This window comes from Dyadobacter bucti (assembly GCF_005869225.1).
Lineage (GTDB): Bacteria > Bacteroidota > Bacteroidia > Cytophagales > Spirosomataceae > Dyadobacter > Dyadobacter bucti.
Window position 1 is genome coordinate 1 of record NZ_SWFP01000011.1, and the last position, 24,823, is coordinate 24,823.

Annotated in this window: 26 protein-coding genes; 12 read left to right on the forward strand and 14 right to left on the reverse strand. The window is 46.5% G+C overall.

What is annotated here, in order from left to right; genetic code table 11:
* Positions 1-130 precede the first annotated feature (130 nt).
* Entirely contained in the window at positions 131-631 is a 501-nt protein-coding gene (locus FBF61_RS28750) for a hypothetical protein (protein ID WP_310590293.1), read from the forward strand.
* Between the two features lie 240 nt (positions 632-871).
* Positions 872-2,611, forward strand: a complete 1,740-nt coding sequence (locus FBF61_RS28755) for a serine hydrolase (protein ID WP_138484021.1) — start codon at positions 872-874, stop codon at positions 2,609-2,611.
* 164 nt (positions 2,612-2,775) lie between these two features.
* Here the strand turns inward: FBF61_RS28755 and FBF61_RS28760 are convergent, their stop codons facing one another.
* Genes FBF61_RS28760 through FBF61_RS28775 form a run of 5 tightly spaced genes read right to left on the reverse strand, consistent with a single transcriptional unit; the run spans position 2,776 to position 4,939 of the window.
* Complete coding sequence (locus FBF61_RS28760) at positions 2,776-3,348, reverse strand: sugar O-acetyltransferase (protein WP_138484024.1); 573 nt, start codon at positions 3,346-3,348, stop codon at positions 2,776-2,778.
* 5 nt (positions 3,349-3,353) lie between these two features.
* A complete protein-coding gene (locus FBF61_RS28765; RefSeq protein ID WP_229215270.1) occupies positions 3,354-3,866 on the reverse strand; it encodes a cyclophilin-like fold protein in 513 nt (170 codons plus the stop codon).
* Positions 3,867-3,877: 11 nt separating this feature from the next.
* Positions 3,878-4,249, reverse strand: coding sequence for an MDR/zinc-dependent alcohol dehydrogenase-like family protein (locus FBF61_RS35155; RefSeq protein ID WP_229215271.1), 372 nt, complete (start codon positions 4,247-4,249; stop codon positions 3,878-3,880).
* A complete protein-coding gene (locus FBF61_RS35160; RefSeq protein ID WP_229215272.1) occupies positions 4,233-4,517 on the reverse strand; it encodes an alcohol dehydrogenase catalytic domain-containing protein in 285 nt (94 codons plus the stop codon). The genes FBF61_RS35155 and FBF61_RS35160 overlap by 17 nt, the downstream gene beginning before the upstream one ends.
* On the reverse strand, positions 4,514-4,939 hold the full coding sequence (locus FBF61_RS28775; RefSeq protein WP_166444632.1) for a putative quinol monooxygenase: 426 nt from the start codon (positions 4,937-4,939) through the stop codon (positions 4,514-4,516). Before FBF61_RS28775 ends, FBF61_RS35160 begins: the two co-directional genes overlap by 4 nt.
* Before the next feature lie 163 nt (positions 4,940-5,102).
* Between FBF61_RS28775 and FBF61_RS28780 the strand changes: the two genes are divergently transcribed.
* From FBF61_RS28780 to FBF61_RS28815, 9 genes are all read left to right on the forward strand, one after another.
* Positions 5,103-5,999: a helix-turn-helix domain-containing protein gene (locus FBF61_RS28780; protein ID WP_138484026.1), complete on the forward strand. Its 897-nt coding sequence runs from the start codon at positions 5,103-5,105 to the stop codon at positions 5,997-5,999.
* Positions 6,000-6,136: 137 nt separating this feature from the next.
* Positions 6,137-6,637 (forward strand): efflux RND transporter periplasmic adaptor subunit, encoded by a 501-nt coding sequence (locus FBF61_RS28785; RefSeq protein WP_510185894.1) that lies wholly within the window; start codon positions 6,137-6,139, stop codon positions 6,635-6,637.
* Between the two features lie 28 nt (positions 6,638-6,665).
* Complete coding sequence (locus tag FBF61_RS28790) at positions 6,666-7,058, forward strand: YidH family protein (protein WP_138484030.1); 393 nt, start codon at positions 6,666-6,668, stop codon at positions 7,056-7,058.
* Between the two features lie 60 nt (positions 7,059-7,118).
* A complete protein-coding gene (locus tag FBF61_RS28795; RefSeq protein WP_138484032.1) occupies positions 7,119-7,451 on the forward strand; it encodes an ArsR/SmtB family transcription factor in 333 nt (110 codons plus the stop codon).
* A gap of 52 nt (positions 7,452-7,503) precedes the next feature.
* On the forward strand, positions 7,504-8,076 hold the full coding sequence (locus FBF61_RS28800; RefSeq protein WP_229215273.1) for a DUF6428 family protein: 573 nt from the start codon (positions 7,504-7,506) through the stop codon (positions 8,074-8,076).
* Entirely contained in the window at positions 8,067-8,243 is a 177-nt protein-coding gene (locus FBF61_RS34745; RefSeq protein ID WP_166444634.1) for a hypothetical protein, read from the forward strand. The genes FBF61_RS28800 and FBF61_RS34745 overlap by 10 nt, the downstream gene beginning before the upstream one ends.
* A gap of 52 nt (positions 8,244-8,295) precedes the next feature.
* The gene (arsB, locus tag FBF61_RS28805) at positions 8,296-9,342 is read left to right on the forward strand and encodes an ACR3 family arsenite efflux transporter (protein WP_138484034.1); all 1,047 of its coding nucleotides are present in this window, start codon (positions 8,296-8,298) and stop codon (positions 9,340-9,342) included.
* 12 nt (positions 9,343-9,354) lie between these two features.
* Positions 9,355-10,131, forward strand: coding sequence for a metallophosphoesterase family protein (locus FBF61_RS28810; protein WP_138484037.1), 777 nt, complete (start codon positions 9,355-9,357; stop codon positions 10,129-10,131).
* Between the two features lie 27 nt (positions 10,132-10,158).
* The gene (locus FBF61_RS28815) at positions 10,159-11,292 is read left to right on the forward strand and encodes an MFS transporter (protein WP_138484039.1); all 1,134 of its coding nucleotides are present in this window, start codon (positions 10,159-10,161) and stop codon (positions 11,290-11,292) included.
* Positions 11,293-11,442: 150 nt separating this feature from the next.
* On the opposite strand, the gene FBF61_RS28820 is transcribed toward FBF61_RS28815, so the two are convergent.
* The 3 genes from FBF61_RS28820 to FBF61_RS28830 all read right to left on the reverse strand — a co-directional run bounded on the left by FBF61_RS28820 (position 11,443) and on the right by FBF61_RS28830 (position 14,481).
* Positions 11,443-11,838, reverse strand: a complete 396-nt coding sequence (locus tag FBF61_RS28820) for a response regulator (RefSeq protein WP_138484041.1) — start codon at positions 11,836-11,838, stop codon at positions 11,443-11,445.
* Positions 11,839-11,843: 5 nt separating this feature from the next.
* Positions 11,844-13,550 (reverse strand): PAS domain S-box protein, encoded by a 1,707-nt coding sequence (locus FBF61_RS28825; protein WP_166444635.1) that lies wholly within the window; start codon positions 13,548-13,550, stop codon positions 11,844-11,846.
* Between the two features lie 418 nt (positions 13,551-13,968).
* On the reverse strand, positions 13,969-14,481 hold the full coding sequence (locus FBF61_RS28830; protein WP_138484045.1) for a VOC family protein: 513 nt from the start codon (positions 14,479-14,481) through the stop codon (positions 13,969-13,971).
* Between the two features lie 515 nt (positions 14,482-14,996).
* On the opposite strand from FBF61_RS28830, the gene FBF61_RS34750 reads away from it, so the two are divergent.
* The gene (locus FBF61_RS34750; RefSeq protein ID WP_166444636.1) at positions 14,997-15,173 is read left to right on the forward strand and encodes a hypothetical protein; all 177 of its coding nucleotides are present in this window, start codon (positions 14,997-14,999) and stop codon (positions 15,171-15,173) included.
* Between the two features lie 45 nt (positions 15,174-15,218).
* Here the strand turns inward: FBF61_RS34750 and FBF61_RS28835 are convergent, their stop codons facing one another.
* The 6 genes from FBF61_RS28835 to FBF61_RS28860 form a co-directional block, all read right to left on the reverse strand.
* Positions 15,219-15,794 carry a Crp/Fnr family transcriptional regulator gene (locus tag FBF61_RS28835; protein ID WP_138484047.1) on the reverse strand — a complete coding sequence of 192 codons (576 nt, stop codon included), beginning with the start codon at positions 15,792-15,794 and terminating at the stop codon, positions 15,219-15,221.
* Between the two features lie 15 nt (positions 15,795-15,809).
* Positions 15,810-16,163 carry a DUF1330 domain-containing protein gene (locus FBF61_RS28840; RefSeq protein WP_138484049.1) on the reverse strand — a complete coding sequence of 118 codons (354 nt, stop codon included), beginning with the start codon at positions 16,161-16,163 and terminating at the stop codon, positions 15,810-15,812.
* A 590-nt stretch (positions 16,164-16,753) separates the two neighbouring features.
* Positions 16,754-17,167 (reverse strand): (R)-mandelonitrile lyase, encoded by a 414-nt coding sequence (locus tag FBF61_RS28845; RefSeq protein ID WP_138484051.1) that lies wholly within the window; start codon positions 17,165-17,167, stop codon positions 16,754-16,756.
* A gap of 483 nt (positions 17,168-17,650) precedes the next feature.
* The gene (locus FBF61_RS28850; protein WP_229215274.1) at positions 17,651-19,948 is read right to left on the reverse strand and encodes a beta-N-acetylhexosaminidase; all 2,298 of its coding nucleotides are present in this window, start codon (positions 19,946-19,948) and stop codon (positions 17,651-17,653) included.
* A gap of 111 nt (positions 19,949-20,059) precedes the next feature.
* Positions 20,060-21,535: a RagB/SusD family nutrient uptake outer membrane protein gene (locus FBF61_RS28855; protein ID WP_138484053.1), complete on the reverse strand. Its 1,476-nt coding sequence runs from the start codon at positions 21,533-21,535 to the stop codon at positions 20,060-20,062.
* 34 nt (positions 21,536-21,569) lie between these two features.
* Positions 21,570-24,785: a SusC/RagA family TonB-linked outer membrane protein gene (locus FBF61_RS28860; protein WP_138484055.1), complete on the reverse strand. Its 3,216-nt coding sequence runs from the start codon at positions 24,783-24,785 to the stop codon at positions 21,570-21,572.
* Positions 24,786-24,823: the final 38 nt, after the last annotated feature.

The window sequence follows — 24,823 nt, forward strand, 5'->3', positions numbered from 1 at the left end:
TTAAACTATCTGAATCCTGCTGCCTTCGAGGCAGAATACTATCGGCAAACTGGGTGAGAATTGAGAAGTTAAATATTTACTAACCCGCAAAAGTGTAAACCAAAACGGAACCACGTCAAGTACCTTATTTATGCTGGCTAATCTAGTACCTGATAATAATAAGCCTACAATGGTTTATCTGAACTTAGGTTATCGCATTACAGGAAAGGATGCAATATCACTGGAATTTAAAACCTGGAAATATGCCTGGCCAATTGGCATTCCTTTTGGAAAATCGTTTGAAGCAGAAGGAGAAGGGTTTCCAGGTTATATCCGTGAATACGGGGTTTCACTTTCATATTACAGGTTTTTATGGAAAGGACTTTTTGCCCAAGTTGACGTGATGCCTGCTTTTCAAACTTTTGTAAATGATAACGGTAATAAGATTGACAATGGCTTTCAGATCTTTAACACTTATTCCATTGGTTATCACATTAAATTTTTCAAAGACAGGCTTTTTTTTCAACCTTCAATTGCAATAACCCATCGTCCCTATCAATCAACAATGCCTGATTCTTTTAAACAGGTAGACGATAGATGGTCGAGATTCTTCTTCGGACAGCCGGGCCTTCATTTTGGGTTTAATTTTTAAACTGCAATGACTGGATGAAGGCAGTTATTTGCTTTTTAGGAGCTAAAATCCATAGCAGTCGTAAAAGTTGCCGCTTGGTCGGACGGCACAGGCCGCCCTGCGCCGAAACGTCGGACCGCCGAGGCGGCAACTTTAACATTTCGTTAACTTTCTTTTACCGGTCATTAACAGATGCCAGGATAACAACTTTTAGCTTTGCGGCGGTTAAAATCCTTGAAAACAAAACCGACCGAACCATCCATGAAAAACCAACGCCTTTTTCTGATTCTTTCCTTTTTATTAGTTGTATTGCAAGTCCAGGCGGATGATCTGGACGAATTTATCCGGAGCCAAATGCGGAAGCGCGGTATCCCCGGTTTGTCCCTGGCTATCATTCAGGATGGGAAAATCCTGAAAGCTCAGTCATATGGATTCATTGATAAGGATGGAAAAGTACCTGTTACGGCGAACACCTTATTTCAGGCAGGCTCGGTGAGTAAATCGGTTGCGGCTATGGGCGCTCTGTATTTGGTTGAACAGAATAAACTTCTTTTGGATGAGGATGTTAACATAAAACTGAAAAGTTGGAAAGTTCCTGATAATGAGTTTACAAAAGATAAAAAGGTCACACTGCGCGGGATACTCAGTCATACTACCGGTCTTACGGTGCATGGATTCCCGGGATATGCTGTGGGCGCAAAGATCCCTTCGGTCGTTCAGATTCTGGATGGGACAGCCCCGGCCAATACGCCACCGGTCCGCGTGGACTTTGTTCCGGGCTCCCGTTGGCGGTATTCAGGTGGCGGTTATACGGTTATGCAGCAACTGATGGAGGATGTGACCGGAGCTGAATTCCCGGAGTTCATGAAAAACAATGTGCTTTCGCCATTGGGAATGAAAAACAGTACATACCAACAACCTTTACCTCCGGAATTGGCAAAATTGACGGCAACCGGTCACTACAGCGATCGAAGTTTAGTAGAAGGTCGCTGGCACATTTATCCTGAGATGGCAGCGGCGGGATTGTGGACCACGCCCTCCGATCTGGCTCGGTTCGCGATTAGTATTCAGCATGCTTATGCCGGAAAATCAGGAAGTGTATTATCCCAATCCATGACCCGCCAGATGTTGACAGATCAGAAAAACAGGGATGGACTGGGTGTATTTTTGCAGGGTGACAGTACTACGCTCCGCTTCGGTCACAACGGGCGCGACGAGGGTTTTGATGCGTTACTGACCGCCAGTGCGGACAAGGGACAAGGCATTGTGATCATGATCAATGCGAATGATAACTCGCATATGATGGGCAGGATCGTTGATTTTATCACTGACTATTATCACTGGGATGGATTTCCTGTAAAGATTAAACCGGCCGCGGTGAGTGTGGATCCCCACACTTTAACGGCTTTCGAAGGTCGATATGAATTATTTAATAATCGAATTGTCACTTTTGAGGCTGAGAATCAGCGACTCTTCACCCTGGAAGATGGTTTTGTTGATGAAGAATTTGTGCCCGTCGGCAATAATACGTTTACATCGACTGACCGCAATGTTTCTGTGACCTTCACTGACGACTCCAATGGAAATGTGACTGGCTTCACACTTCAAGACAAAGACCAAGGCTATGAGCGAACAGTACCACGTATCGGGCCGCTTGCGCATGCCCATCAAACCCATGCCGATCCTGACCCGTCGCGCGCGCCCAAAATCATGGCGGCTTTGCAGGCGATAGTAAAAGGGGGTAAGACATTGGAAGAAGCATCAGGCCTTACTTCGGGGGCCAAACGCGATTTTGCAGGGGGAATGCGGGAGCCGGAAACATTGAAATCCTTAACTTTTATTCATTCAGAAAACGTCGCAGGCCGTGGAATTAAACGTCATGAAAGCGACGTAAGCGAAATAGTAACGTACCAATTGAAGTCCGATCAACCCGATACCTATATACTCGTCCATCTGACCTCCGACGGCTTGGTTACGGATTGCGATCTCGTAGAGAAGTAAATTGCTATTTGAAGTGAATGATGGAGGGTGCTTCTGTACTCAGAGCCAGTAAATGTCGAACCGGTTACGGATAGACTTAAAGAAGTTGGTGAAATTAATTGGCTAATTATGAGCCATATATTGCAGGCGTAATAATCGGAATGAGGTTATAAGTAATGAAATGCTTAGACGGTTTTTACAACTTTTGCAGGGATACCTGCGACTATTGCATTAGCGGGAACATCCCGGCTGACTACTGCACCAGCTGCGACAATAGCGTTTTCACCAATTGTAACACCGGGTAAGATCGTAGCCGCCGCACCGATCCAGGCGTTTCGCCGGATTACAATCGGTTTGGGAATCACTGTCCCGCGATTGGCGGGATCTAGGGGATGCGTTTCCGAGGTCAAGTTAACCCTGGGGCCGATCATGACATCGTCCTCAATGGTAATTCCGCCCATATCCAAAAAAGAGCAGGCGTGGTTGATAAATACGTTTTTACCCAAAGTTATGAACCTGCCAAAATTGGTATGGAAAGGAGGGAATATGGTTGTCGATCCGTCGATGTCTTTACCGGTAATTTCGCTCAGCCGCTGGCGCACCTGGTCGATGTCTGCGGAAGTATTCAGGGCGGCGGATAACCGGATCGTCCTGGCCACGGCCTGCTGAAATTGATCGTATTCAGGATCATCTTTCCGGATAGCTTCACCTGCTCTCATTCTGCCAAAAATATCTTTCCCTGTTATCTGACTATTCATATCCATCAAATTTGCTCTAATTCAAAGGTGACTGTTACGCTTCCGGAACCGTCAGCCGATGCTGCAACTGCGGCCGCAAGTCCAGCCGGATCATTGATTCGGCCGAGTTTTGTGTAACTGTAAGGTGTCGGAAACGATTGGTAAAAAAGCACCAGCGTGTTAGACCCGTAGATCATCAGGTCACCCAGGTGGATGTTTCGGGGATTTGACGCATTGGTTGGTAGGTTTTCCGGAAACCGGTACAGCTTTTCATTGCCATTTAACTCACTCATCGAAACGGTCATAGGCAACTTCGCTTTAAAAGCAGTCACCGTAACATTGTTAAGCAGCGTCGCTGTGAATGTTTTAGAACCGATCCTGATTTTAAGCTGATTACTCAGCGTATCCTTATGAGTGCTGTCGTTGGTTTCCATATTCGTATCGGTAAGTATAACGTCATCCGTTTTGCAGGCCAAACTTCCAGTTAACAGCATGCCGAGTCCAAAGATGAGAATCAGGGAATTTTTCATTTCCTTCATTAAAAATCAGTTTAAATGGTGGCGGTATCGATCACAAACCGGTAGCGGGCTTTTTTATCCATGACCTGCTGCCAGGCATCATTGATCTCTTCGGCTTTGATGATTTGTATTTGCGGGTAGATTTTGTTCTTCGCACAATAGTCCATTACCTCCTGGGTTTCGGGAATGCCTCCAATAAGGGAACCGTTGAAATTTACCCTGTTGAAAATCATATTGAAGTTATTGATCGTCAATTCACCATTTACCGGCTGGCCAACCTGGGTAAAATAGCCGTATGGTTTCACGCAGGAAATGTAATTGGACATATCATATGCATAGGGAACAGTGGAAATCATGAAGTCCAGCTTTCCAAACCAGGGTTTGAGATCATCGGCACTTTTCACGACAATTAATGGTGTGAATGTCCGAATGGCAGATACCCGAATATTTAATATCGATCAGAACGTCATGATCTCCGAGGGGACGCCGCTCAAAACTCCAAAGTTGTAGTTTGCCCAGTTTGTCCTTCCCTGCATATCCTTTCGATTTAACAGGGTTACTCATACTCGTCTGGCTGGTTTGTGAAAAAAGCCGCGTAGGGTATGTCATTAACAGACCTGTTGTTGTCATAGCCGTTTGCTGAATGAATTGTCTTCTTGATGCCTTTTTCATTGTTTTAGTTTTTTAAAAATTTCTGACATGGTTTGTTTGTCAAGTGCAGTCATGTCCACGAGCTTCAATGCTTTCACCATTTTGAGCGTCGTTGTTTTGTAATGCTGGAAATGCGGCGTTTTTAAATGTGACTGATAGGCAGCACTGTCAGCATATATTTCTATAATCCTGATCTGGGTTGGCTGCTCTCTGATGCTCATGGGAAAAATGGCGATGACGCCCGGCTCCTTTTCGACCGAAGCTGCCGCTTCTTCTTTCAGGATCGCGTTGTATTCAGTCAGGAACTCCGGCAGGATTTCGATTTCAGAAAGGCGGACCATCATCTGCCCCTGCGGCGAACTCTTAGTTTGGCCGCATACTGAGAATGGTAGCATGGCTCCAATCAGCAATGCGCAAATACATGATTTGGTGATACGTTTCATTGCATTAAGATTTGTTCTTCAATTTGTAAAACAAAGGTCGGTCACAATACCCGTTCCATTTTTATACAGGTTACTGGTTTACTTACCAGTTTTACGGATTTGGCCTTTCACCAGAATTTCTACGTGATCGCGTTATTATATTTGACCTGTAAATCAATGAGATATGGAACAAGTAGAAAGGATAGATACTGTAAAGCAGTACAATAATTGGGTGGGCGCCAATACACTTAACCCTTTGGTCAGTGTGGTCAATTTCAATGAAATACCAACTGTGCAGCATTTCCGGCGTTACATGGGCGTTTACGCCGTGTTCCTCAAAAATATCAGGTGCGGGGATATGATCTATGGCTGCCAGCCTTACGACTATGAGGACGGAACACTGGTTTTTGTCGCGCCAGGGCAGGTGTATGGGATTGACAGCAAAGGAAAATCCATAAAGCCCTCTGGCTATGCACTGGTTTTTCATCCGGATCTGCTTGCGGGCACTCATTTAGGTAAAATGATCAAGGACTATTCGTTCTTTTCCTATGAGGTCAACGAAGCACTGCATTTATCAAAAAAGGAAAGGGAGACCATTGTTGACTGTTTTGAAAAGATCCGCGCCGAGATCGGTCAAAATATCGACAAGCACAGTAAGACGTTGATTGTTTCCAACATCGAATTGTTTCTCAACTACTGCATGCGGTTTTATGACCGGCAGTTTATTACGCGCAGCAATGCGAACAAAGACATTCTGGTACGGTTCGAAGAGTTGCTCAATGATTACTTCAAATCCGGGAAAGCACAGACATTAGGTCTGCCAAGCGTAGCTTACTGCGCTGAATGCCTCTTTTTATCCCCCAATTACTTTGGCGACCTCATTAAAAAAGAAACCGGCAACACCGCTTTGGATTTCATCCATTCCAGGCTGATTGAGGAAGCGAAAGTGAAAATATTTGAAGCCAACACGTCGATTGGCGAGATTGCCTACCAATTGGGTTTTAAATACCAGCAGCATTTTACGAGGCTTTTTAAACAAAAAACCGGGGTTACGCCTAATGAATTCAGAAGTTTAAATTGAACGAGGAATTAATTCAAGTCCTGAGAATCGTTTAACCACCGGCTGCGTCTTAAACGGGTTGGCCGAAAGCAGCTTACTAGTTTGCCAGGGACAATGCAGGCAGCCTGATAGACCCAGGCGCGCTGGTCGGCTCCGGCTTGCGTTTGCAAGGGCCGATGCTGATGTTGCAGCAGCAAAACCGGCTCAGGCTGGTCGTGGACGTGCCGGAAACTTACAGTGTTGGGTTAAAGCAGGGGAAAGATGTAACATTCACAGTCAATGCAATGCCCGGCAAGCAATTTAAAGGCAGGATCAGTCGCCGCTCCGGAAATATGAACCAGAAGTTCCGCTCGGAAACCGTAGAAATTGATGTAGTCAATACCAAGGGCGGAATCATGCCGGGCATGTTTGCCGAAGTCGTCTTTGCCCCGGAAGCAACTCAGGGTTCACTAACCGTGCCGAGCTCGGCGGTCGTCGTGTCAACGGAAGGACAGTATGTGATCAGGGTCAGTCAAGGAAAAGCAGAGTTTGTTGAAGTGCGCAAAGGAATGCAGTCCGAGGAGATGACAGAGGTTTTTGGCGCGCTGCGGGATGGCGACCAGATCATTGTCAACCCCCGGAATGATATGAGAAATGGGGCGCAGGTTGCCATGAATTAAGCAGGCACAAATTTTTGATAAGAAAGGCATGAGCTCAGATAAAGACATTCATCCATCGCCTTTGAAACCCAACGACCATCTTGCCAACGAACGGACTTACCTGGCCTGGGTCAGGACCGGAATTGGTATCATGGCCTTTGGCTTTGTGGTTGTAAAGTTCTCACTGTTTGTCAAACAGATCGGTTTTGTGCTTCAAACAAAGGTTGCTGCCCCTTCTCACGGATATTCATCCATTATCGGGATTATTCTGGTCGCTTTGGGAACGCTGGCTATTTTATTTGCTTTTTTACAATACCGCCGGACTGAAAGTCAACTCAAAACCGGGACTTATAAACCGACAACTTTGTTGACGACCCTTCTGACCGGCGTTATTTTACTGATTAGCATTTTGCTGATCGCTTATCTGCTGCAAAGTGTATGATGCCAGGAAAAATATTCATCGTAATATTGCAATTAATAAAACACAGATTATATTTGTGTCATGGGAGTAACCAAGACTGAAATATTCACCGGGCAGCAAAACCGTATTGCGGATCTGGCCAAGGCATTTTCGCATCCTGCCAGAGTCGCGATCCTGCAATTGCTGATTGCCAAAAAAGCTTGTGTCTGTGGTGATCTGGTCGATGAGCTCGAACTTGCGCAGGCCACCGTTTCCCAGCATCTGAAAGAATTAAAACGGATCGGGATTATCCACGGAGAAATCAACCCGCCACGTGTTTGCTACTGCATCAACCCGGTCGTATGGGAAGAAGCACAGCGCGCATTTGGAGCGATGCTTGACACGTTTATTGTGTCCGCGACCTGTTGTAACTAGCACCTTTTTTTATTCGAATCAATCGTAATATTACATTTAACCAATAGAAACCATGGAACAATTGAATTCCGCGGCCAGCGGTCCGATGACCTGGGGTGATTTCAAGAACACCCTCACACAAAACCCTGATCTGCACCTGCAATTTCAATATGAAGAAGGCAGGTTTGTGGACAGTTCTTTTCACATTACCGAGATCAAACAGGCGCCGATCGTTTCAGTTGACTGCGGTGGGGTGATGAACAGTTGGACAGAAGTAATCGTGCAGCTCTGGGAACCGTCGGTGAAAGAAGCTGAACGTTCCATGAAAGTTGGCAAAGCGCTGAAAATTGTTGAACTGGTTGAAAAATCGCTTCCCCTGAACCCCAATGCAACCCTTAAGATAGAGTTTGGCAACTCAAAGTTCGACACACGCCAGATGTACCCCGGGGAGTTTGTTGTCGATGGTGAAACATTCACAGTCAACCTGGTGCCGGACTTTACCCAATGCAAGGCACTTACCCGCGCTCAGAGCTGCGGCACATCATCGGCGGAAGTTTCATGCTGCGCGCCCGCCCCTGTGAACGAGGAATCAGAACTGGTTACCGCTGATGGTGACAGCTGCCAGCCAGGCGCTGGATGCTGCTAGTCAACTACATACACCTTCTTATTTGCCGGGGTAATGGTATTGCCCGTCAGTTAGTGGATCAGCCTCCGGGAGGTGCCGGTAAACAGGCATTGCACGCAATATATCTGATCACAGACCATTACTTCGACCAGTATGGCTTTGCGGCAGTAAGCCATGAGCACAAGTAGCGGGCCCTTCACCGGTCGTCGTCATAAAAAGAAATTAAATGAAACAAACAGCATGAATAGCACCCGGCTTTCTTTTTTAGACCGATATCTTACATTATGGATCTTTCTGGCTATGCTGACCGGCGTGTCAATAGGCTATTTTTTGCCAGGAGCCCCTGATTTCATAAACCAATTTAATGCTGGTTCGCCCGAATCGGCCTTAAACGTTCCGCTGGCCATTGGCTTGGTGCTGATGATGTATCCGCCATTGGCCAAGGTTCGTTATGGTGAGCTGCCAAAGGTTTTCAACAATACCAGGATACTGGGGCTTTCCCTGCTTCAAAACTGGATCATCGGTCCGCTGCTCATGTTTGGCCTGGCCGTTATTTTCCTTCCCGATAAACCCGGGTACATGACCGGTCTGATCATGATCGGCATTGCCCGCTGCATTGCGATGGTCATCGTCTGGAATGATCTTGCTAATGGCGACCGCCTGTATGCAGCCGGTCTGGTGGCATTCAACAGCATTTTTCAGGTATTATTTTATTCGGTGTATGCGTATGTATTTATAACAATTTTGCCTCCTGTTTTCGGCTTGAAGGGGTTTATAGTTAACATCACAATAGGTCAGGTCGCGCAAAGCGTTTTTATCTATCTGGGCATTCCGTTTTTAGCCGGAATTATTTCCAGGGTCGTATTGACAAGATTGTTCAGCAGTGAGTGGTACGAGAAAAAATTCCTCCCGTTCATCAGTCCGATTACGCTGATCGCACTGCTCTTTACGATTGTGGTCATGTTCAGTTTGAAAGGGCAATTGATTGTAAGCATACCATTTGACGTGCTTCGCATTGCGCTGCCGCTGACGATTTATTTTGCAATTATGTTTTTCTCCGCTTTTTACCTGTCCAAACGGGCCGGGGCGGATTATGCCAAATCTACATCTCTGGCGTTTACAGCCGCGGGTAATAATTTTGAGTTAGGGATTGCGGTTGCCATCGCCGTTTTCGGGATTGATTCGGGTGCGGCGTTCGCTGCGGTGATCGGCCCGCTGATTGAAGTCCCCGTATTGATCCTGATGGTCAATTTCGCACTCAAACAGCAACACAAATTTTCCAATTAACTATTTATTAAAATGAGAATTGCCTTTTTTTCAGACATTCACGCTAATCTTCCGGCGTTGGAGGCATTTTTTAATGATGTGGAATCCAGGGACACCGACGCGATTTATTGTTTGGGAGATCTGGTAGGTTATAACATCTGGCCCAATGAGGTAATTGACCAAATCCGAAAGCGTGGTATCCCGACCATCGCTGGCAATTATGACTTTGGGATCGGAAGAAACAGCGACGATTGCGGCTGCGCTTATAAAACGGACGATGAAAAAGAAAATGGCAAAGTGTCGATTGCCTTTACAAATGAAATCATAAAGGACGATCAGCGGGCCTATCTAAGAACGCTGCCGGCACACATCCGTCTGGATTTCCAGTTGGATGATAAACCGCTTTCGGTTCTTCTGGTGCATGGCAGCCCCCGCAGGATCAACGAATACCTGTTTGAAGATCGCGATGAAAAAAGCATGCTACGGATTATGGAGCAGGCCGGTGCAGATGTCATGCTTTTCGGGCATACCCACAAACCTTACCACCGCATCCTGGGCGAAGCCCGCCAAGACGGTGCAGATCATTTCCGGCATGCGATCAATATCGGATCGGTAGGAAAACCAAAGGATGGGGACCCAAGGGGAGGCTATGTGATCCTGCATATCGATGCGGATGCATCCACATCAAGCAAGGAAAGCATTACGGTAGAATTTATACGCTTCGAATATGATGTTGAAAAAGCGGCGCATGCCGTGGAAGATTGTATCTTACCAAATGCCTATGCAGAATCATTGCGCCTGGGAAAATGAAAATAGCGCTTCTATAAGATATCAAGAATGCGAAAGCACGTCACTGAAATGAAATTGCCCATGTACGCGTCTTTTAGCCTGACGTTTGCTTTGATGGGTGATGCCTTTTTATATTCTTTTCTTCCGGTAAATGCATTGAGTATCCATGTCCCAATCATTTGGATAGGAACTATTTTATCGATCAACCGCTTTACACGCATTTTGCTAAATCCACTGATTCTGCGTGTTTTTAGTCGTGTAGGGTTTCGTCTTCCCGTGATCGTTGCCGCAGTTGTTTCCGTAGTTGCCACAGCTGGTTACGGTGCAGGTTTTGGCATAGCAGTAATGGTGTTGCTCAGGATATTATGGGGCATATCGTATTCGGTTCTTCGTGTCGGGGCAATCACTTATGCAATGGATTATCCCAAAAAAGGCCTTGCCCTCGGGGTAAGTCAAAGTATTATTGAGTCAGGACCATTGCTGGCGCTATTGGTCGGCCCGGTACTTTTCGACGTAGTCAGTCCCAGATTGACATTTTTCATAATCGCGCTCCTTTCGACCCCGGGAATTTATTTTGCCTTAAAGCTTGAAGAGAGGGGTCGCACTTCAGCCAGGCCACTCAGTTTCAAAATGTCGTTTCCTTCGATCTTTAACCGGTTAGCATTTTTAAGTGCTTTTGCGGTCGAGGGAATGCTCGTCGTACTGATCGGCTCGCTCTTGGTAGATGCACAGCCAACTTGGACAGCGGTGGAAATTACGGCCGCAGCCGCGGGCTTCCTCAGTTTTCGAAGGATATGCTCCCTTTTGATTTCTCCTTTCGCGGGATGGTCGGCAGATCGGTACGGTTTGGCCAACATTTATTCGGGCTCTATTCTGCTAATTTGCCTGGGCCTGATACTCGCAGCAAACGGTTGGGTGCTGACGGGATTGATACTTGTTTTTACGTTTTATAACATCAATGCTTCGCTGGCCGCGGGAGCGGCATCTTCCGGAAAAACCGATGTAACCCGTGCAGTCTCAATTAATGCTACTTTCCGGGACGCGGGTTCGGCTTTCGGAGCATTGGCCGGAGGATTTCTACTGGCAAATGATCATCTGGATCTGATCTTCACAGCTCTCACAATGCTATTGATTTTATTTACCTGGAAATATTGCAGGGAGTCCCGAGTACTTCTTACATAAAGGTGTTAGTCTGAATTTCAGTGCTTTGGGTCGGAAAATTGGGGATGGTCTGCTTGCAAACCCGGCTATCCATCAAAGGGTGCATCGGGACCGACAGGTTCAGGTTATTGGTTGGACTCCGGTTTAGTCGCCAAACCGGAGTCCAACCATTTAAGGCATTTCATTGGAAAATAAAATCTCCTTTAAATCTTGGTTTGAAAGCGGTTTATGATAGAGCTTCTTAATCACCGGATAAGATCGAGCTTTGATCCTATCGCTTGCATCTGTGGAGGATGTGATCATGTACAGGTGGAATTTATCACTGGCAACGATATTCATTTGCTGCAATCTGTCTAAAAATTGCCATCCGTTTAAAACGGGCATATTGATGTCTAAAAGCACGACAACATAATCGGTTCCGTTCTGTAGATTTTCTATTGTCGATAAACCAACCTCTCCATTATCGCATTGATGGCAATTAATTGAGCTATCAATGTTATGCACCATTCTTTGGGTGACTAATCTAACAATTAAATCATCATCTACGATAACAACAGTTTTATTCATTTTTTTTAAGTTAAATGTTGCGCCTTTTCAACCAGGTCCTTTATTATTTCGTCCAATTCGTCAGCCGAATCTCTTAAATGTTTTAACCACATTAAAGTATCATCCAGATTTTTATTGTTATCATCAATAGCATTCATAATTGTTAGCATTCTCGCAAGGGGTGCCCTTACGATATGTGACTGTGTCCAGGCAATACTTTTCAGTTTTTCATTCTGTGCTTCAATTTGTCTGACATATTCTATTCTGCTTATTTCAAATTTTTTTCGTTCCGAGATATCATTCATAGCTCCTACCATCCGAACCGGATTCCCTTTGACATCTCTGATCACAATACCCCTATCGATCACATTGGCAAAAGTGTCGTCATTTTTCTGATAACGGTACTCGGAGATCCAGTTGGATTGGCTGGGATTCTCAAGTGTTTCATAAATGCTTTGCAATACCCGATCCCGATCCTCAGGATGGATGTGATCTGTCCAGGACTCCAATGTCGGAGTGATCTTTTCAACTTGGTATCCAAACAGATTATTGAAACCAGCACCCCAATAAAGTGTATCCTCTAAAATATTCCAATCCCATATCGCATCATGGGTAGCTTCGGCGACTTTTTCAAAGCGTTCATTGGAGTGAAGCAAGCGTATGTCGGACTCTTTCCTCAGTGTAATGTCTTTAAAATACACGGACAGTCCGGCACTTGAAGGATATACCGACACTTCGAGCCACACCTTCAATGCTGGATAAAACTCTTCAAAAGTCAAATTTTCCTGGGTATCCGCAGCTTTGTGATATTGGCGATAAAAGTCGGTGTCTATTGCATCAGGATATTCGTCCCACAGGTTTTTGCCAATAAGGGTTTCCCTCTTCCTGTGTAAAACCTTTTCGGTTTCCTTGTTTAAATAGGTTAGTACCCAGTCTTTGTTTACAGTGAAGAAAGCATCTCCGATACTTTCCAGTATATTAATTTTTTCCTGATAGGCTTTATCAAGTTTTTCTACGGCCTGCTTACGTTCATCTATATTCTTGAAGTATGCTGATATGCCACCATGTGATGGATATGCATTTATTTCATACCATTTCCCATTCCCCGGATAATAGTAATCAAAGGATTCCTTCTTTTTTGACCGGGCAACTCTCTTGTAAATTTTCCGAATAACGGTAAATGCACTTGCCGGGAATAGTTCCCAAATGTTTTTGCCCAAAACATCTTCAGCCTTCTTTAAGAGCAGGTTCTCAGCTTCTTTATTAAAATAAGTAAATTTCCAGTTTTTATCCACTGCATAAAAAGCGTCAGATATACTTTCCAATATCTCACGCATCTGAAGTTCCAGCAACTTGGAACTGTGAATATCCTGAAAACTGCCATATACTCGCCGGCATTCGCCTTGAACCATTTCAACATTTCCAATGGCCCGAATCCATCGTTCTTTCTTTTTTTTAGTGATGATTACAGCTTCAAAGTCAAATTCAGCACCCGTCTCAATACTTTTTACTATAACCTCATTTACCATTGATTGATAATCATTCCGGTAAAAACCAAGGGCTGTTTTTAAATCAGGGATGAAAGTTTTTGGGTTCGTTTCGTGCAGTTCGTGTACCATAGCTGACCAGTAAATTTTGTCATTCACCACATCAATTTCCCAACTTCCGATTTTAGCCAGTCTTGAGGCCTGTTGGAAAAACACATGATTGAAGTCTTGTTTATCTTCTTTCATATTTCGATTGTTTTCGCCATGCTCTTCAAACTCGTACATAACAATCTCCGGCTTTAAGATGGTGAAGATTTCAAACCAAAGAGCTCAATATTCTGCCCAAATCCCACAAAGCAGTTTGTTGTCGATTACCTTTCACTGCCACTAATTACATCTTTCTCAAAAAGCCGGAATGTCACTCAATCGAAATTGGAACCAGTGCAATACATTTATTTACGCTTAAATGATATCATCTGAGTTGCTTGTGTTTTGCGGATTACAGGTCAGGCCCGAATTTTCTGACATTTTTTCCAGGGAGGCCGTCAATTGCTAGAAGGGTATCCTGGACATTTTCGATCGGATCACGATGTCGAGATATGTTGCAGGATGGATACCGGGCCGGCGACTGACCGTCTGCTAATATCGAAAGAAAACTTCACAATTACATGGGCCCGATGAGCTCCACAAATGTTCCGTCCGGATCCTGGACCAGCACGAAGTGTGAATCTTTTGTCAGAGGGGTGGGTGTGCTGCCGAGGAAAGTCACGTTCTGCTCTTTCAGCCTGTCAAGGATGGGCTGTAAGGATTTGACCTGAATGGTGATGTACTGCGGACCTGTATCGTCCTGAATGAATTTTGACTTTGGATGATCTGCCTTTTTGCCAAAGCTCATCAGTTTCCAATCGGTGCCTTCGGGGCTGTTTTCCAGTTTAAGAATGTTTACTTCGACCGCTTCACCACCTGTTAAACCGCCTCGTTTACCGAATTCTGCATTGATCGTGAAATTGCCGGTTTTGACCATACCGATTCCTTTTACATAAAAATCCAATGAGCGCTGCATGTCAGCTACCACGACGCCGACGCCGATGGATTTACTTGTAAAATTGGATTGTGCGTGAACGAGACCGCCAAAGAGGAGCGCAGTAATGATTAACAGATTCTTGAAAGTGGACATGCTTATAAATTATTTATTTTAAAATTAGATCACTACCGCTGTCTTTCAGGGAGTTAAATGAAGCAGGAATATTTACAGTTGATCGACCTGGAAGCGTCAGGCACGGATATTTCGGATAGCAACGCCACATTTCTTCCATGTTTCAGATTTTGACCAGCGACAACATAAGCTTTCCGTTTTATTGATTTACTCAAAAAAGATATATGCAACTCATCCTGGAGAACAGACCGGACGTCTTTTCTTTTTCGGATTTCGGCGACAAATCAAGTTGTGTTTAGGTTGTTCAAGAATAGATGCTGCTGGCGTTTTCCGAGGAATGAAGGCTTGCTCAACTCCACAAGAAAGTGTTTGGGAATAGCGAAAAATAGACATCGTGCCATCTTTGCAGCGACAACCGCCAAACGTCCCCGGCTTAATCATTGATCAAACGGTTTGCCAGACTATTGGTCAGCCACAAGGAAAAGCAATATCACTATTTTTGAATACAAAAGAAAGAGAAAGCTCAATGGGGGTGGTTGGAAATTAACAAGCTGGTGCCGGTCATGGTGGAGGTACTGGACCGGGGATCCAGGTACAACCCGGACGGTGGCCCCAAACCATTGCTAACCCAGATCAGGCAGAACAAAAAGAAAGCGATTGCAGAGCTGCAAGATAAATTCCGAAGTGAGCGGCGATCTTATGGATTGGATTAAAAGACGAGCAGGTAACCGTGCATGATCATGGTTCCTTTGTCGAACTCACAAGCCGCTTTCCTTTCGCATCATGCTTAAGAACGCCGGGGTAATGCCCAGATAACTGGCGATATGTTTTTGGGCAATGCGCTGTTCCAGCCCGGGATGGCGTTTACGGAATTCTAAGTAGCGTTCTTCGGCGGTTTTGTAAAGTTGCGAAGTTATGCGACGCTGGTCAAGCTCAAAGCCATTTTGGTTAAGGATGCGGAAAAAACGTTCAAACTTCGGGATGATTTCAAACAGTTTCTCAAGCTGTTGTAACGAAATATAATATACTTCGCTGTCTTCCAGTGCCTGAATGGAATTTACCGCAGGTTTTGCATTAAAAAAGCTCACAATATCGCAGGCCCACCAGTTTTCCGGGTAAAAGCCGATGATGTGGTCTTCGCCAGTCTTATCGGTATAAAACATGCGCAGGCAGCCACGCTTCACAAAATAAATGTGACGGTCGGTTTCTCCCGCATGAAGCAGCCAGATTCGCTTCTTGATTTCTTTGAGACGAAAGAAAGCAAGCGCCTGCTCCTGTTCAAGTGGGGCAAGCGCTATATGCATGGCAAAATTATTGAGGATCAGCTGGTGCATTTACTAAGATAAGTATCACAAAGCAAACTGGCGCGTCATGTACAGTTTCAGATCGGCCAAAGCGGAGAGGCGCAAAGGTTCAGCTATGTTGCGGTATGCATCGCTTTGCGCTACGGTTAAAAATGCTTCCGCGCTAGGATATTCCACAATTAGAATCGCGTCCCAGGCCTCTCCTTCGTCAGCCACTATGCTGGCTAAAACATCACTCAGCAGATTGACTTTGGCTTCCATCCCCAAAAGTGCCATTACACTGTTAAATGCGGGCAGGTATTCTTCGATGTACAGGCGGCGGTCTGCAAATTTAAGCATATTCAGCATCAGAATCGGTCCTGTGCCTGGCACGGTGTCCGGGATTGTTACCATTCTCATGTTTAAAAAAAGCCTATAAAACGGGTGATACGGTTTTGTTCGTCTGTCATGATTTCTTCTCTGTTTTTAATATTTTACATAGCCCAAAGGTCACCCGCCTCAGCTATAAAAAAGTTCAACTAGTTGAAGATTTTGAAGAAGTAAGCTCCTTTTTCGCCGCCGGAACTGTTGGCGGCTTGGCGAATTTAATCGCTAAGAACGTGATTGGGAGCTACATTCAGGCTTGACGCGATGTTCGTTGTAACATTATTTGAAAGTCAGTAAGTAAAAGCGAATTCGGATGGTAGTTTTTAGAGTGGGGCAAACTCGCCAAAACCCGGCGCAGGCTTTGCCTGAGGCACTTTTGTCAGTAATTCAAGAACCTTTCGGCCTTTCTCGTATTTGTCGGTTGTATCCGCCTTGATTTCCGGCTCGGCTGCGCATTGATCGACGATCCCCGGTCGCTGTGGCGGCGGAAATCGCCACTAAACTTTGCTGCCGGGCGTCCAACGACAGGCCATCATTATTTTGCGCGTTTACATCCATTGCAATGAGCAGAATTATTCCTGTTACAATCCATTTCGAAAATCCGGGATGGATTATAGTTCCTATTATTTTTGATTGACTTGGGTATATTCCTGTTCTGTCACTGGCCCAAGCCAGATCACATTCTGTTCATTCTTGAAATTAGTGATGGCGATGTGGACAAATTCGCTGGTCGCAGACGCCCCATGCCAGTGCTCGGTATCTTCCGGGATATTCACCACGTCTCCTTTTTTCAGGGCTTGTGCAGGTTTACCTTTTTCTTGATAAAACCCATTTCCATCCGTAACGATCAGCACCTGCCCCTTTGGGTGTGTATGCCAGTGCGTGCGGGCACCCGGTTCGAAGGTCACACTACCGAGCGCGAACTCATTGTTTTTGTCTCTGGAAGCCAGGGTATACAAAAATGCACCGCCAGTGAAATAGGAGGTCGGCAGCGGGTTGCCCTTGGGAAAAATAGAAGAATTTGTTTGCTCTGACATGGTTCTCTGTTGGTTTTTGACACTGCAGCCGGTCATCCAGATCAGGATTGAGGCTGACAGAAAAATAAAAATGTTTTTGATGAATGTACCCATAATTTTTAGGATGGTCTGCTAAAATTATCTCTGCACAAAGGTCATACATCGCTGATAATCTGCACTTATACAATTTACAGGTTTACCTACCATTTTTACAGATTCGGATTTACAGACGTGGTTGGCATTCAATTACCCTGCTGTTCCATCCCGAATTGCATGCGGTTTTATGACCGTCAGCTTATCACCAGGCAGGATGTCAGAAAGGACAGCCTGGAAAAATTACCGGTCGCTAAAAAGCCCCTCAACTTGCGTTGAAGGGCTTCCGTACCCGCAACGAACAAATATCGAACCGGTTGCTGGATGATTTAAAATTGATATCAGGATTAGTTATCTAAAAATCAGGACAATGTAAGCGGTCTGCCGTTGCTGATTAAGGAAAAAAGTGCGCTACTTATACCGTTGCCAATCAAGTGTTTTGTCTTTTAAGGGCAACTGATGCTTCTGCGCAAAATCATTCCGCACTTTCAGCACATCGCTCCACCATTGGTCGAGTGGATAATGCAGTTCCCGGTAAATCAGGTAGCTGAGGTCAATGGTGCGGACGGGCTGGTGATCTTTGATATCGTCCACTTGCTGCAAAAACTTGCGTCCATTCGCTTCTTTAACGAGCGGGTGCCATTCTTTAAACCAAATGTTTTCAACGAACGCAAATGTACTGTCGCGCTGGGTTTTCAGCTTGCTGACCATTTCCATGGCAGCGTCCAGTTGCTTGACAGCAGATAAAGGATGATTCGCAGCAGCCGCCGACGCTTTTTGCAGAAGATCGGTTACCTGATTTAGTGTAACCAGCATGCGCAGATTTTGCCCGCAGATCGCTGCTACTGATTCGAGCACTTCGAGGTTATAAAGCTGCTTTCCGGCAAGTGATTTATTCTTTTGAAGAAGGTGAACCGCGTATTGATTGCGCGTGAGCATGGATTGTGCTGCTTCAAAGCGCGCGGCATTTACGGGATAAGTTTTGTCTGAAATAGCCAGTGTACCAGATTGTGGCACAGGCAACAGGGGTAGGGTCTGGTCTCTTTCCGGGTGAACAAAAAGGCTGTCGGAATTTCCCTTGATCATAGGTCGCCAGGTCGACGGGATCCAGTCCCAGCTGTTGGTATGAAATTCGGCCTGCTCGCTGAGGACATGGTAAATGCTGTCTACATCCTTTTGTTTCGGGCCATAAAATGAGGTCATAAACCGGGCAGAAGCATCCGCCGGCGCAACGTTTTTGTTGTTCCAGCCAGCCGCCGTGCCTGTGGCATAACCCAGCCAGAATGTTTCAGGATGTAGACCGGCGTCCGCCCAGCCTGCAATGATCACGCCCATGAAAGACGACAGATTTGCGTCGAATGCTGTCTTTATTTCCCTCATCATACCCCCGACGCGCCCCGACGAGCGGTCGCTTCCATCTGCCATCACGGCCGTTTTGGTGTGCAATGGATAATAGTTTGGGAAAATAGGCTCCGCGCCTTGTGTGGCCGTGTACACCGTTTGCCTGATCCCGTGTTTTTTGTAATCGGCCGCAATTGATTTGTTATACACCCCGTTGACCAAATGCGATGGCAATGCAGTGATATCTTCGCGTCTCAACGGAAATTCACCCCAGAAAAAAACGGTACGTCCCTGCTCGTGCAGCCTGTCGGCCAGCTTTTTGATAAACCACGCCAGTAACCGCCCGTTTCCGCCCAGACTATCCGCCATCGCCTTTTCCGACGGTGCCTTGCCGGTATAGTACGCCTCGTCATTGGAAAGCAAAATGTACCTGCTGCCTTTGCTCGCATTGATCAGCTCGCCGAACATATTGTCCAGCAGTTTGAAAGTCTCGGGGTTGGTAACAGAAAACTGGTAATTGATGTCGTCAATGAGTCGAAGCTTGCGGTATTCGGGATGTTTGAGGATAAAGGAAACGTGTGCCGGGGCGTCCAGAAAAGGTACGAGGTCGATGTAATGCGCTTTTGCAACATCCGCCAGCTCCTGGTATTCCTGCGGCGTCAATGCGTAAGGTTCTACAATCGCAGATGCGGATTTGTATTGAAAATGCCCCTCCAGTTTGATTGAAAATGCATTGATCTTGTAAGTCGAAGCCTGCTTGATAATTCTTTTTAATGCATCCAGTTTTTCCAGATGATGGGCATCGTCCCAGTAAATCATCCGGAGATCTACATTCGGCCAGTCAGTGATTTCGCCCTGGGGAAGCTGCGCCTGCTCTTTAAGTAACTGTAAAAAAGTCTGGACGCCGTAATACAATCCCTGCGGCGCATTGGCTGTGATGGTGATGAGCGCGGGTTTTAAAGTCAGCCGGTATGCCTGGTTTGCGAGCGCCACGCGGTTTGTATCAACACTCGCACCAATTTCGACAGCGCCTTTTTTGACGATTAATTGAATAGCGGGAGACTTAGCAGCTTTATTACCAACTACATTCAGTGAAAGATTGACTTCCTTCATTCCCTGCTGCAAACTGATCACCGCCTGTCCTTTGGCAAGGGCAGGGGCGGCGACGATTTTCCAGTTTTTACCGATCGGAAACTTTTGCTCAGTCAATTTCATTTCCTGCGGAACCGGCAGCAAGCCAGAACCGGCGGGACTGTTTCCCGACGGTGATTTTTGTGAAGCCGTGACCTGTGCATAAGTCGCAAATCCAATGAAAAAGCAGCAGAAAATGGTTAAAAAGGCTTTCCGGTAAATGGTAGTCGTCTTCAAGGGAAAAGATTTTTAGGTTAACTAAAAGAGTAATCGGCGCGAGCCGATTACTCTCAATATCTGTACAAAGTCCACAATAGTATTAAAGTGACGCAATCCAGCTTCTAATCATCAATACCCCTGATTCTGAACAATTGCCGGGCTGCTGGTAATCACCGCAATAGCGGGAATCGGGTACAAAAGCTGGTATTCCTTAATCGGCGTGGAAACACCCACGGTCGGTTTACCCGGGCCGGATAGTTTTGCATTCATCACTTCCATCGCCCTGCCGGTACGCAGCAAATCAAACCAGCGGTGTCCTTCAAATGGTGATTCAAGTCGCTCTTCGTTGTAGACCGCCGTTTTGAACGTTTCATAATTAAGCCCGCTCAGATCAGCCAGTCCTGCACGTTTGCGTACCAGGTTAATCGCCGCATAAGCATCCGCATTTGGCGCTTTGTTGGCTTCATTAATTGCCTCAGCGTAGTTCAGAAGCACGTCCGCGTAACGGATCACGTACCAGTCCGCGCCCGAGTCGGCATTACCGCCGCCGGTTTCGCGCTCCACATAGCCGCGGATGTATTTGGCCGCGACAAAATTTCCCGCCTGCGTAAAGCCGTCGGCGATATTGGTCCGGCGAACGTCACCAGTCGTGTAGGCAGCGGCGATATCTTCGGTCGGTTGGTTAAATCCAAAAGCACCGCCGGTAGGAACGACGATCCCCTGCGAACCGGTTGGCGCAAAGTGGTTCGGAAGGTTTGAACCCAGACCGTTTGACATTGTTCTGTACTGCACCTGCAAAACTGCCTCCGCATTTCCCTGCTGGCTGGCTTTGTAAAGGTTTGCATACGCAGGTAGCAAACTGAAAGTACCCGCCGTTACTACTTTCTTAAATTCGGCAACTGCTTCCGCGTATTTTTTCTGGGTTAGATAAACCTGTCCCAGCAGACTTTCCGCAGCACCTTTGGTGATTTTTCCAGCTTCTGCCGCAGGGTACGTAGCAGGAAGCATGCCACCTGCTTTCACCAGATCAGCCTCGATTTGCGCGTACACTTCGGCAACAGACGCACGGCCCACTTGGTAGCTGGCATCTATGTCCGAAACCGGCTCAGTCACCAACGGAACGCCGCCCCACAACCTTACCAGATTAAAATAAGCCAATGCCCTCAGCGAAAGCGCCTCGCCGGTAAACTGCTTTTTCAGATTGTCGGCAACCGGGGAAGCATCAATGCGTGCCAGAATACTGTTTGTTCTTGCGATCAGGACATAACTCGTTTGCCAGAATGCTGTAAGATGTTCATTATCTGTTGTTTCCCTGAATTCGTCGATATTCCTTTTCGCATCATTACCACCTCCGCCGGGGCCAAGTTCGGTGGTATTATCGGAACGTAAATCTACCAGCAACGAGTAATATCCATTTCCGGAATACACTTGTCCAAGCGCATTATAAGCGCCCACTACGGCCTGGCGGAAATCGGATTCCGTTTTGAAAAAGTCGGTTTCGCCGATCTGGGAAATTGGTTTTGAGGCGAGGAAATCTTCACAGGATGTTCCTGAAAATGCCAGGATAACCAGTGCGACAGCTATTTTGATATTTTTTGAGATCATAATCAATCAATGTTAAAGGTTGAGCCGGGTTTAGTTAGAAACCAAGGTTAAGGCCAAGAATGATTGTTCTTGCCACGGGGTAAGTACCATAGTCGATACCAGGCGTGAGCGCAGAGGAAATCCATGGATCGCCCTCGGTGGTGTTCACTTCGGGGTTATAGCCGGTGTAGTTGGTAAAGGTGTGCAAGTTCTGGATGTTCACGTAGGCCCTTGCGTTTTTGAGGATTTTTCCACCAAATATTTTGTCAAAACGATAGCCGATTGTTACGTTTCTGATGCGAAGGAAAGACGCGTCTTCCACGTAATACGATGAAATGTTCCGGTTGTTGGCTGAGTTGTTTGCTCCCCACGTTTTGCCATCGCCAGGCTCCTCCGGCGAGCGCCAGTAGTTGTTGGATATGGACGCATTGTTGCGATAAACGCTGCGCTTGGTCAGGTTAAGCACATCCACATCCTGCACGCCTTGTAGCGAAACACCGAAGTCGAAATTGCCCAGGTTGAAGCTGTTCGTGATGCCGTAGGTGAACTTCGGCAGGTTATTGCCGATAATGGTCCTGTCGGAATCATTAATCAGTCCGTCGCCGTTCAGGTCCCTGAACCGGACATCACCCGGAAAGGTGTTTGCCAAATGCGCAGAACCGTCTATTTCCGCCTGGGTGTTGTAAATACCATCGAAAATTAGGCCATAATAACTTCCCAGCGGTTTGCCGATCTGCGTAATGTGGGTTAAGGAGTTTTCTTGCGCACGGTTTGCTACGATAATCGGCGCGCCGCCTGCTCCCAGGGATTCTACGGTATTGGTGTTAAACGAAATGTTCGCGTTGGTAGCCCAAGTGAAATTTTTCCGTGCGAAATTTCTGCTTTCCAAAGCGATTTCAACTCCTTTGTTACGCAGACTTCCCAGGTTTCGCAATGCAGTTTCGTAGCCCGTCGAAAGCGGCACAGGAACGTTGAGAAGTAGGTCGGAGGTCAGCTTATTATAGTAGTCAAAATTCAGAAAAAGGCGGTTCTGGAAAAGCCCGAGGTCAATTCCTAAATCAAATTCCTTCGCTTTTTCCCAACCCAAAATCGGATTGCCCAGAGAACCTTGCGCCAGACCGTTAATGATTGCGCCGTCGCCGGTACCCAGGATATAGTTAGCGCTGTTGATCAATCCTACCGAAGCATAGTCAGGGATCTGGTTGTTTCCAATAAAACCATAACTCGCGCGCAGTTTCAACTCGCTCACAGCGCGTGCATCAGCCATAAATTTCTCCTGACTGATCCTCCATCCGGCCGAGGCTGACGGGAAGTTTCCCCATTTATTATCAGAGCCAAAACGGGACGAACCGTCTCGGCGGAAAGTGGCTGTTAAAAAGTATTTTTCGTCAAAATTATAAGTCGCCCGGCTTAGCAACGAAACGAGTGTCCATTGGGAGCGGCTGGAACTTCCGCCGGTAACAATACCTGCATTCAAAGTAGGTACCAGGTCGTTCGGAAAAGAGTTGGCGCTGACGGTGGTTGAGTTGAAAGACGATTTTTGTTCCGTCAAACCCACCAGCACATTCACATTGTGCTTTTCGGCAAACGATTTGTCATAGGTGAGCGTATTTTCATTGATCCAGCTGATGTTAGCCGACGAAAACGAGCGACCATTCGATGGACTTACACTAATATAAGAAGGTGAAAACCGGTTATTGCTGAACGTGTTTACATCTGCATTGATACTTGTTTTGAATTGCAGGTTTTTTGCAATGTCAATCGTCGTAAACAAACTTCCGACCGTGCTGAACTGGTTCATGGTATTCTGAATACCCTCACCAAAAGCCAGCGCGTTGTTGTAAATGATATTCTGCGTGGTACCATCGTCGAAATTCAGGGTAAATGACCTCGAATACGAGCCGTCTGCGTTTCTCACGGGATAAAAACCGGGTGTCGACATCAACGTAACGGGCACCGCGCCGTAATCCTGGATCCCGCCGGATGTGGCAATGCGGTTGTTGGTATAAGAAGGTGCCACGCGCGCGCCAACCCTGATCCTGTCGGTAACTTTTGCATCCACATTCAGACGAAATGCATATTTCTTGAAGCCCGAATTGATAATGATCCCCTCCTGATTCTGGTAGTTGCCACTTACGTAATACCGCGCATTTTCCGTTCCGCCCGAGGCTGCGATCTGATAGTTTTGCATCGGAGCGCTGCGATAAAGTTCGTCCTGCCAGTCCGTGTACGGATATGCTGATGGATTTTTGAATTCATCAGGAATTTTAAATGCAGGGCCGCTGCGCACTGAGTTAGGGTCAGTTGCTTTTCCGCCTGCACGAACCCAGTCGTTATTCCTGATATCGATTTGGCGACGCGCATATTCCTCGTTGGTCATCAATCCCACTCTTTTCACAATTTTCTGAAAACCATAGCTTGCGTTAATGCTGATCTGCGACTTGCCTGCCGCGCCGGTTTTGGTCGTGATTAAAACCACACCATTCGCTCCGCGAGATCCGTAGATAGAAGTTGCAGCCGCATCTTTCAACACATCAATTGATTGAATATCACCGGGGTTAATGCTTGCCAGCGGGTTCACCGGAGACTGGCTGCCGATGCCGCCGCCCTGTGCCGATGCATTTGCAACGGAATTGTCCAGCGGCACGCCGTCGATCACATATAAAGGCTGGTTACCCGCTGTTATGGAGCCTGTTCCTCTGATTTTCAGCGAAATACCACCGCCGGGCGCAGCGGAGGTTTGCTGTACCTGCACCCCGGCCACCTGTCCGGCCAACGCTTCACCAAAGGAAACAACGGGACGATCCTGTATCTGTTTTGCGCCAACAGATGCCACCGAACCGGTAATTTCCCGCCTCGACTGGCTTCCGTAACCTACGACCACAACTTCGTTCAATGCCCGGTCGCTGTTTTCGAGTTGGGGGGAAATGGTGGAGCGGTTTCCTACCACTTCCTCCAATTCACTGTAACCAATATACGTAAACAATAACGTGCTGGTAGCAGGCACCTGGATCTGGTAATTTCCATCCGCGTCCGAAACGACACCGTCGCTGCTATTCTTCACGCGCACAGATACACCGACAAGCGGCTGCCCGGTTGCTTTTTCGGTAACCTGGCCACGTACAGTGACTTGATTCGCCCGGCCGGAAGTCTGGGCTTGGCTGGCAATGCAACAAAAGAACAGAAATAATGCCGCAAAGAGCATTCGCAGCGGCACTCCGGAAGTCGTGCGGAAACGACTATAACTTACAGTAAACATTTTGTTTCCCATACAAATGGAAGGTTAGTGGTCTAGAAATAAAGTAATCG

What these genes read in the sequence shown, in the direction of transcription:
- FBF61_RS28750 (WP_310590293.1), top strand. Translation starts at nt 131, where the DNA reads ATGCTGGCTAATCTAGTACCTGATAATAATAAGCCTACAATGGTTTAT.
- FBF61_RS28755 (WP_138484021.1), top strand. Translation starts at nt 872, where the DNA reads ATGAAAAACCAACGCCTTTTTCTGATTCTTTCCTTTTTATTAGTTGTA.
- FBF61_RS28760 (WP_138484024.1), bottom strand. Translation starts at nt 3,348, where the DNA reads ATGAATAGTCAGATAACAGGGAAAGATATTTTTGGCAGAATGAGAGCA.
- FBF61_RS28765 (WP_229215270.1), bottom strand. Translation starts at nt 3,866, where the DNA reads ATGAAGGAAATGAAAAATTCCCTGATTCTCATCTTTGGACTCGGCATG.
- FBF61_RS35160 (WP_229215272.1), bottom strand. Translation starts at nt 4,517, where the DNA reads ATGAAAAAGGCATCAAGAAGACAATTCATTCAGCAAACGGCTATGACA.
- FBF61_RS28775 (WP_166444632.1), bottom strand. Translation starts at nt 4,939, where the DNA reads ATGAAACGTATCACCAAATCATGTATTTGCGCATTGCTGATTGGAGCC.
- FBF61_RS28780 (WP_138484026.1), top strand. Translation starts at nt 5,103, where the DNA reads ATGGAACAAGTAGAAAGGATAGATACTGTAAAGCAGTACAATAATTGG.
- FBF61_RS28790 (WP_138484030.1), top strand. Translation starts at nt 6,666, where the DNA reads ATGAGCTCAGATAAAGACATTCATCCATCGCCTTTGAAACCCAACGAC.
- FBF61_RS28795 (WP_138484032.1), top strand. Translation starts at nt 7,119, where the DNA reads ATGGGAGTAACCAAGACTGAAATATTCACCGGGCAGCAAAACCGTATT.
- FBF61_RS28800 (WP_229215273.1), top strand. Translation starts at nt 7,504, where the DNA reads ATGGAACAATTGAATTCCGCGGCCAGCGGTCCGATGACCTGGGGTGAT.
- FBF61_RS34745 (WP_166444634.1), top strand. Translation starts at nt 8,067, where the DNA reads ATGCTGCTAGTCAACTACATACACCTTCTTATTTGCCGGGGTAATGGT.
- arsB (WP_138484034.1), top strand. Translation starts at nt 8,296, where the DNA reads ATGAATAGCACCCGGCTTTCTTTTTTAGACCGATATCTTACATTATGG.
- FBF61_RS28810 (WP_138484037.1), top strand. Translation starts at nt 9,355, where the DNA reads ATGAGAATTGCCTTTTTTTCAGACATTCACGCTAATCTTCCGGCGTTG.
- FBF61_RS28815 (WP_138484039.1), top strand. Translation starts at nt 10,159, where the DNA reads ATGCGAAAGCACGTCACTGAAATGAAATTGCCCATGTACGCGTCTTTT.
- FBF61_RS28820 (WP_138484041.1), bottom strand. Translation starts at nt 11,838, where the DNA reads ATGAATAAAACTGTTGTTATCGTAGATGATGATTTAATTGTTAGATTA.
- FBF61_RS28825 (WP_166444635.1), bottom strand. Translation starts at nt 13,550, where the DNA reads ATGAAAGAAGATAAACAAGACTTCAATCATGTGTTTTTCCAACAGGCC.
- FBF61_RS28830 (WP_138484045.1), bottom strand. Translation starts at nt 14,481, where the DNA reads ATGTCCACTTTCAAGAATCTGTTAATCATTACTGCGCTCCTCTTTGGC.
- FBF61_RS28835 (WP_138484047.1), bottom strand. Translation starts at nt 15,794, where the DNA reads ATGCACCAGCTGATCCTCAATAATTTTGCCATGCATATAGCGCTTGCC.
- FBF61_RS28840 (WP_138484049.1), bottom strand. Translation starts at nt 16,163, where the DNA reads ATGAGAATGGTAACAATCCCGGACACCGTGCCAGGCACAGGACCGATT.
- FBF61_RS28845 (WP_138484051.1), bottom strand. Translation starts at nt 17,167, where the DNA reads ATGTCAGAGCAAACAAATTCTTCTATTTTTCCCAAGGGCAACCCGCTG.
- FBF61_RS28855 (WP_138484053.1), bottom strand. Translation starts at nt 21,535, where the DNA reads ATGATCTCAAAAAATATCAAAATAGCTGTCGCACTGGTTATCCTGGCA.
- FBF61_RS28860 (WP_138484055.1), bottom strand. Translation starts at nt 24,785, where the DNA reads ATGGGAAACAAAATGTTTACTGTAAGTTATAGTCGTTTCCGCACGACT.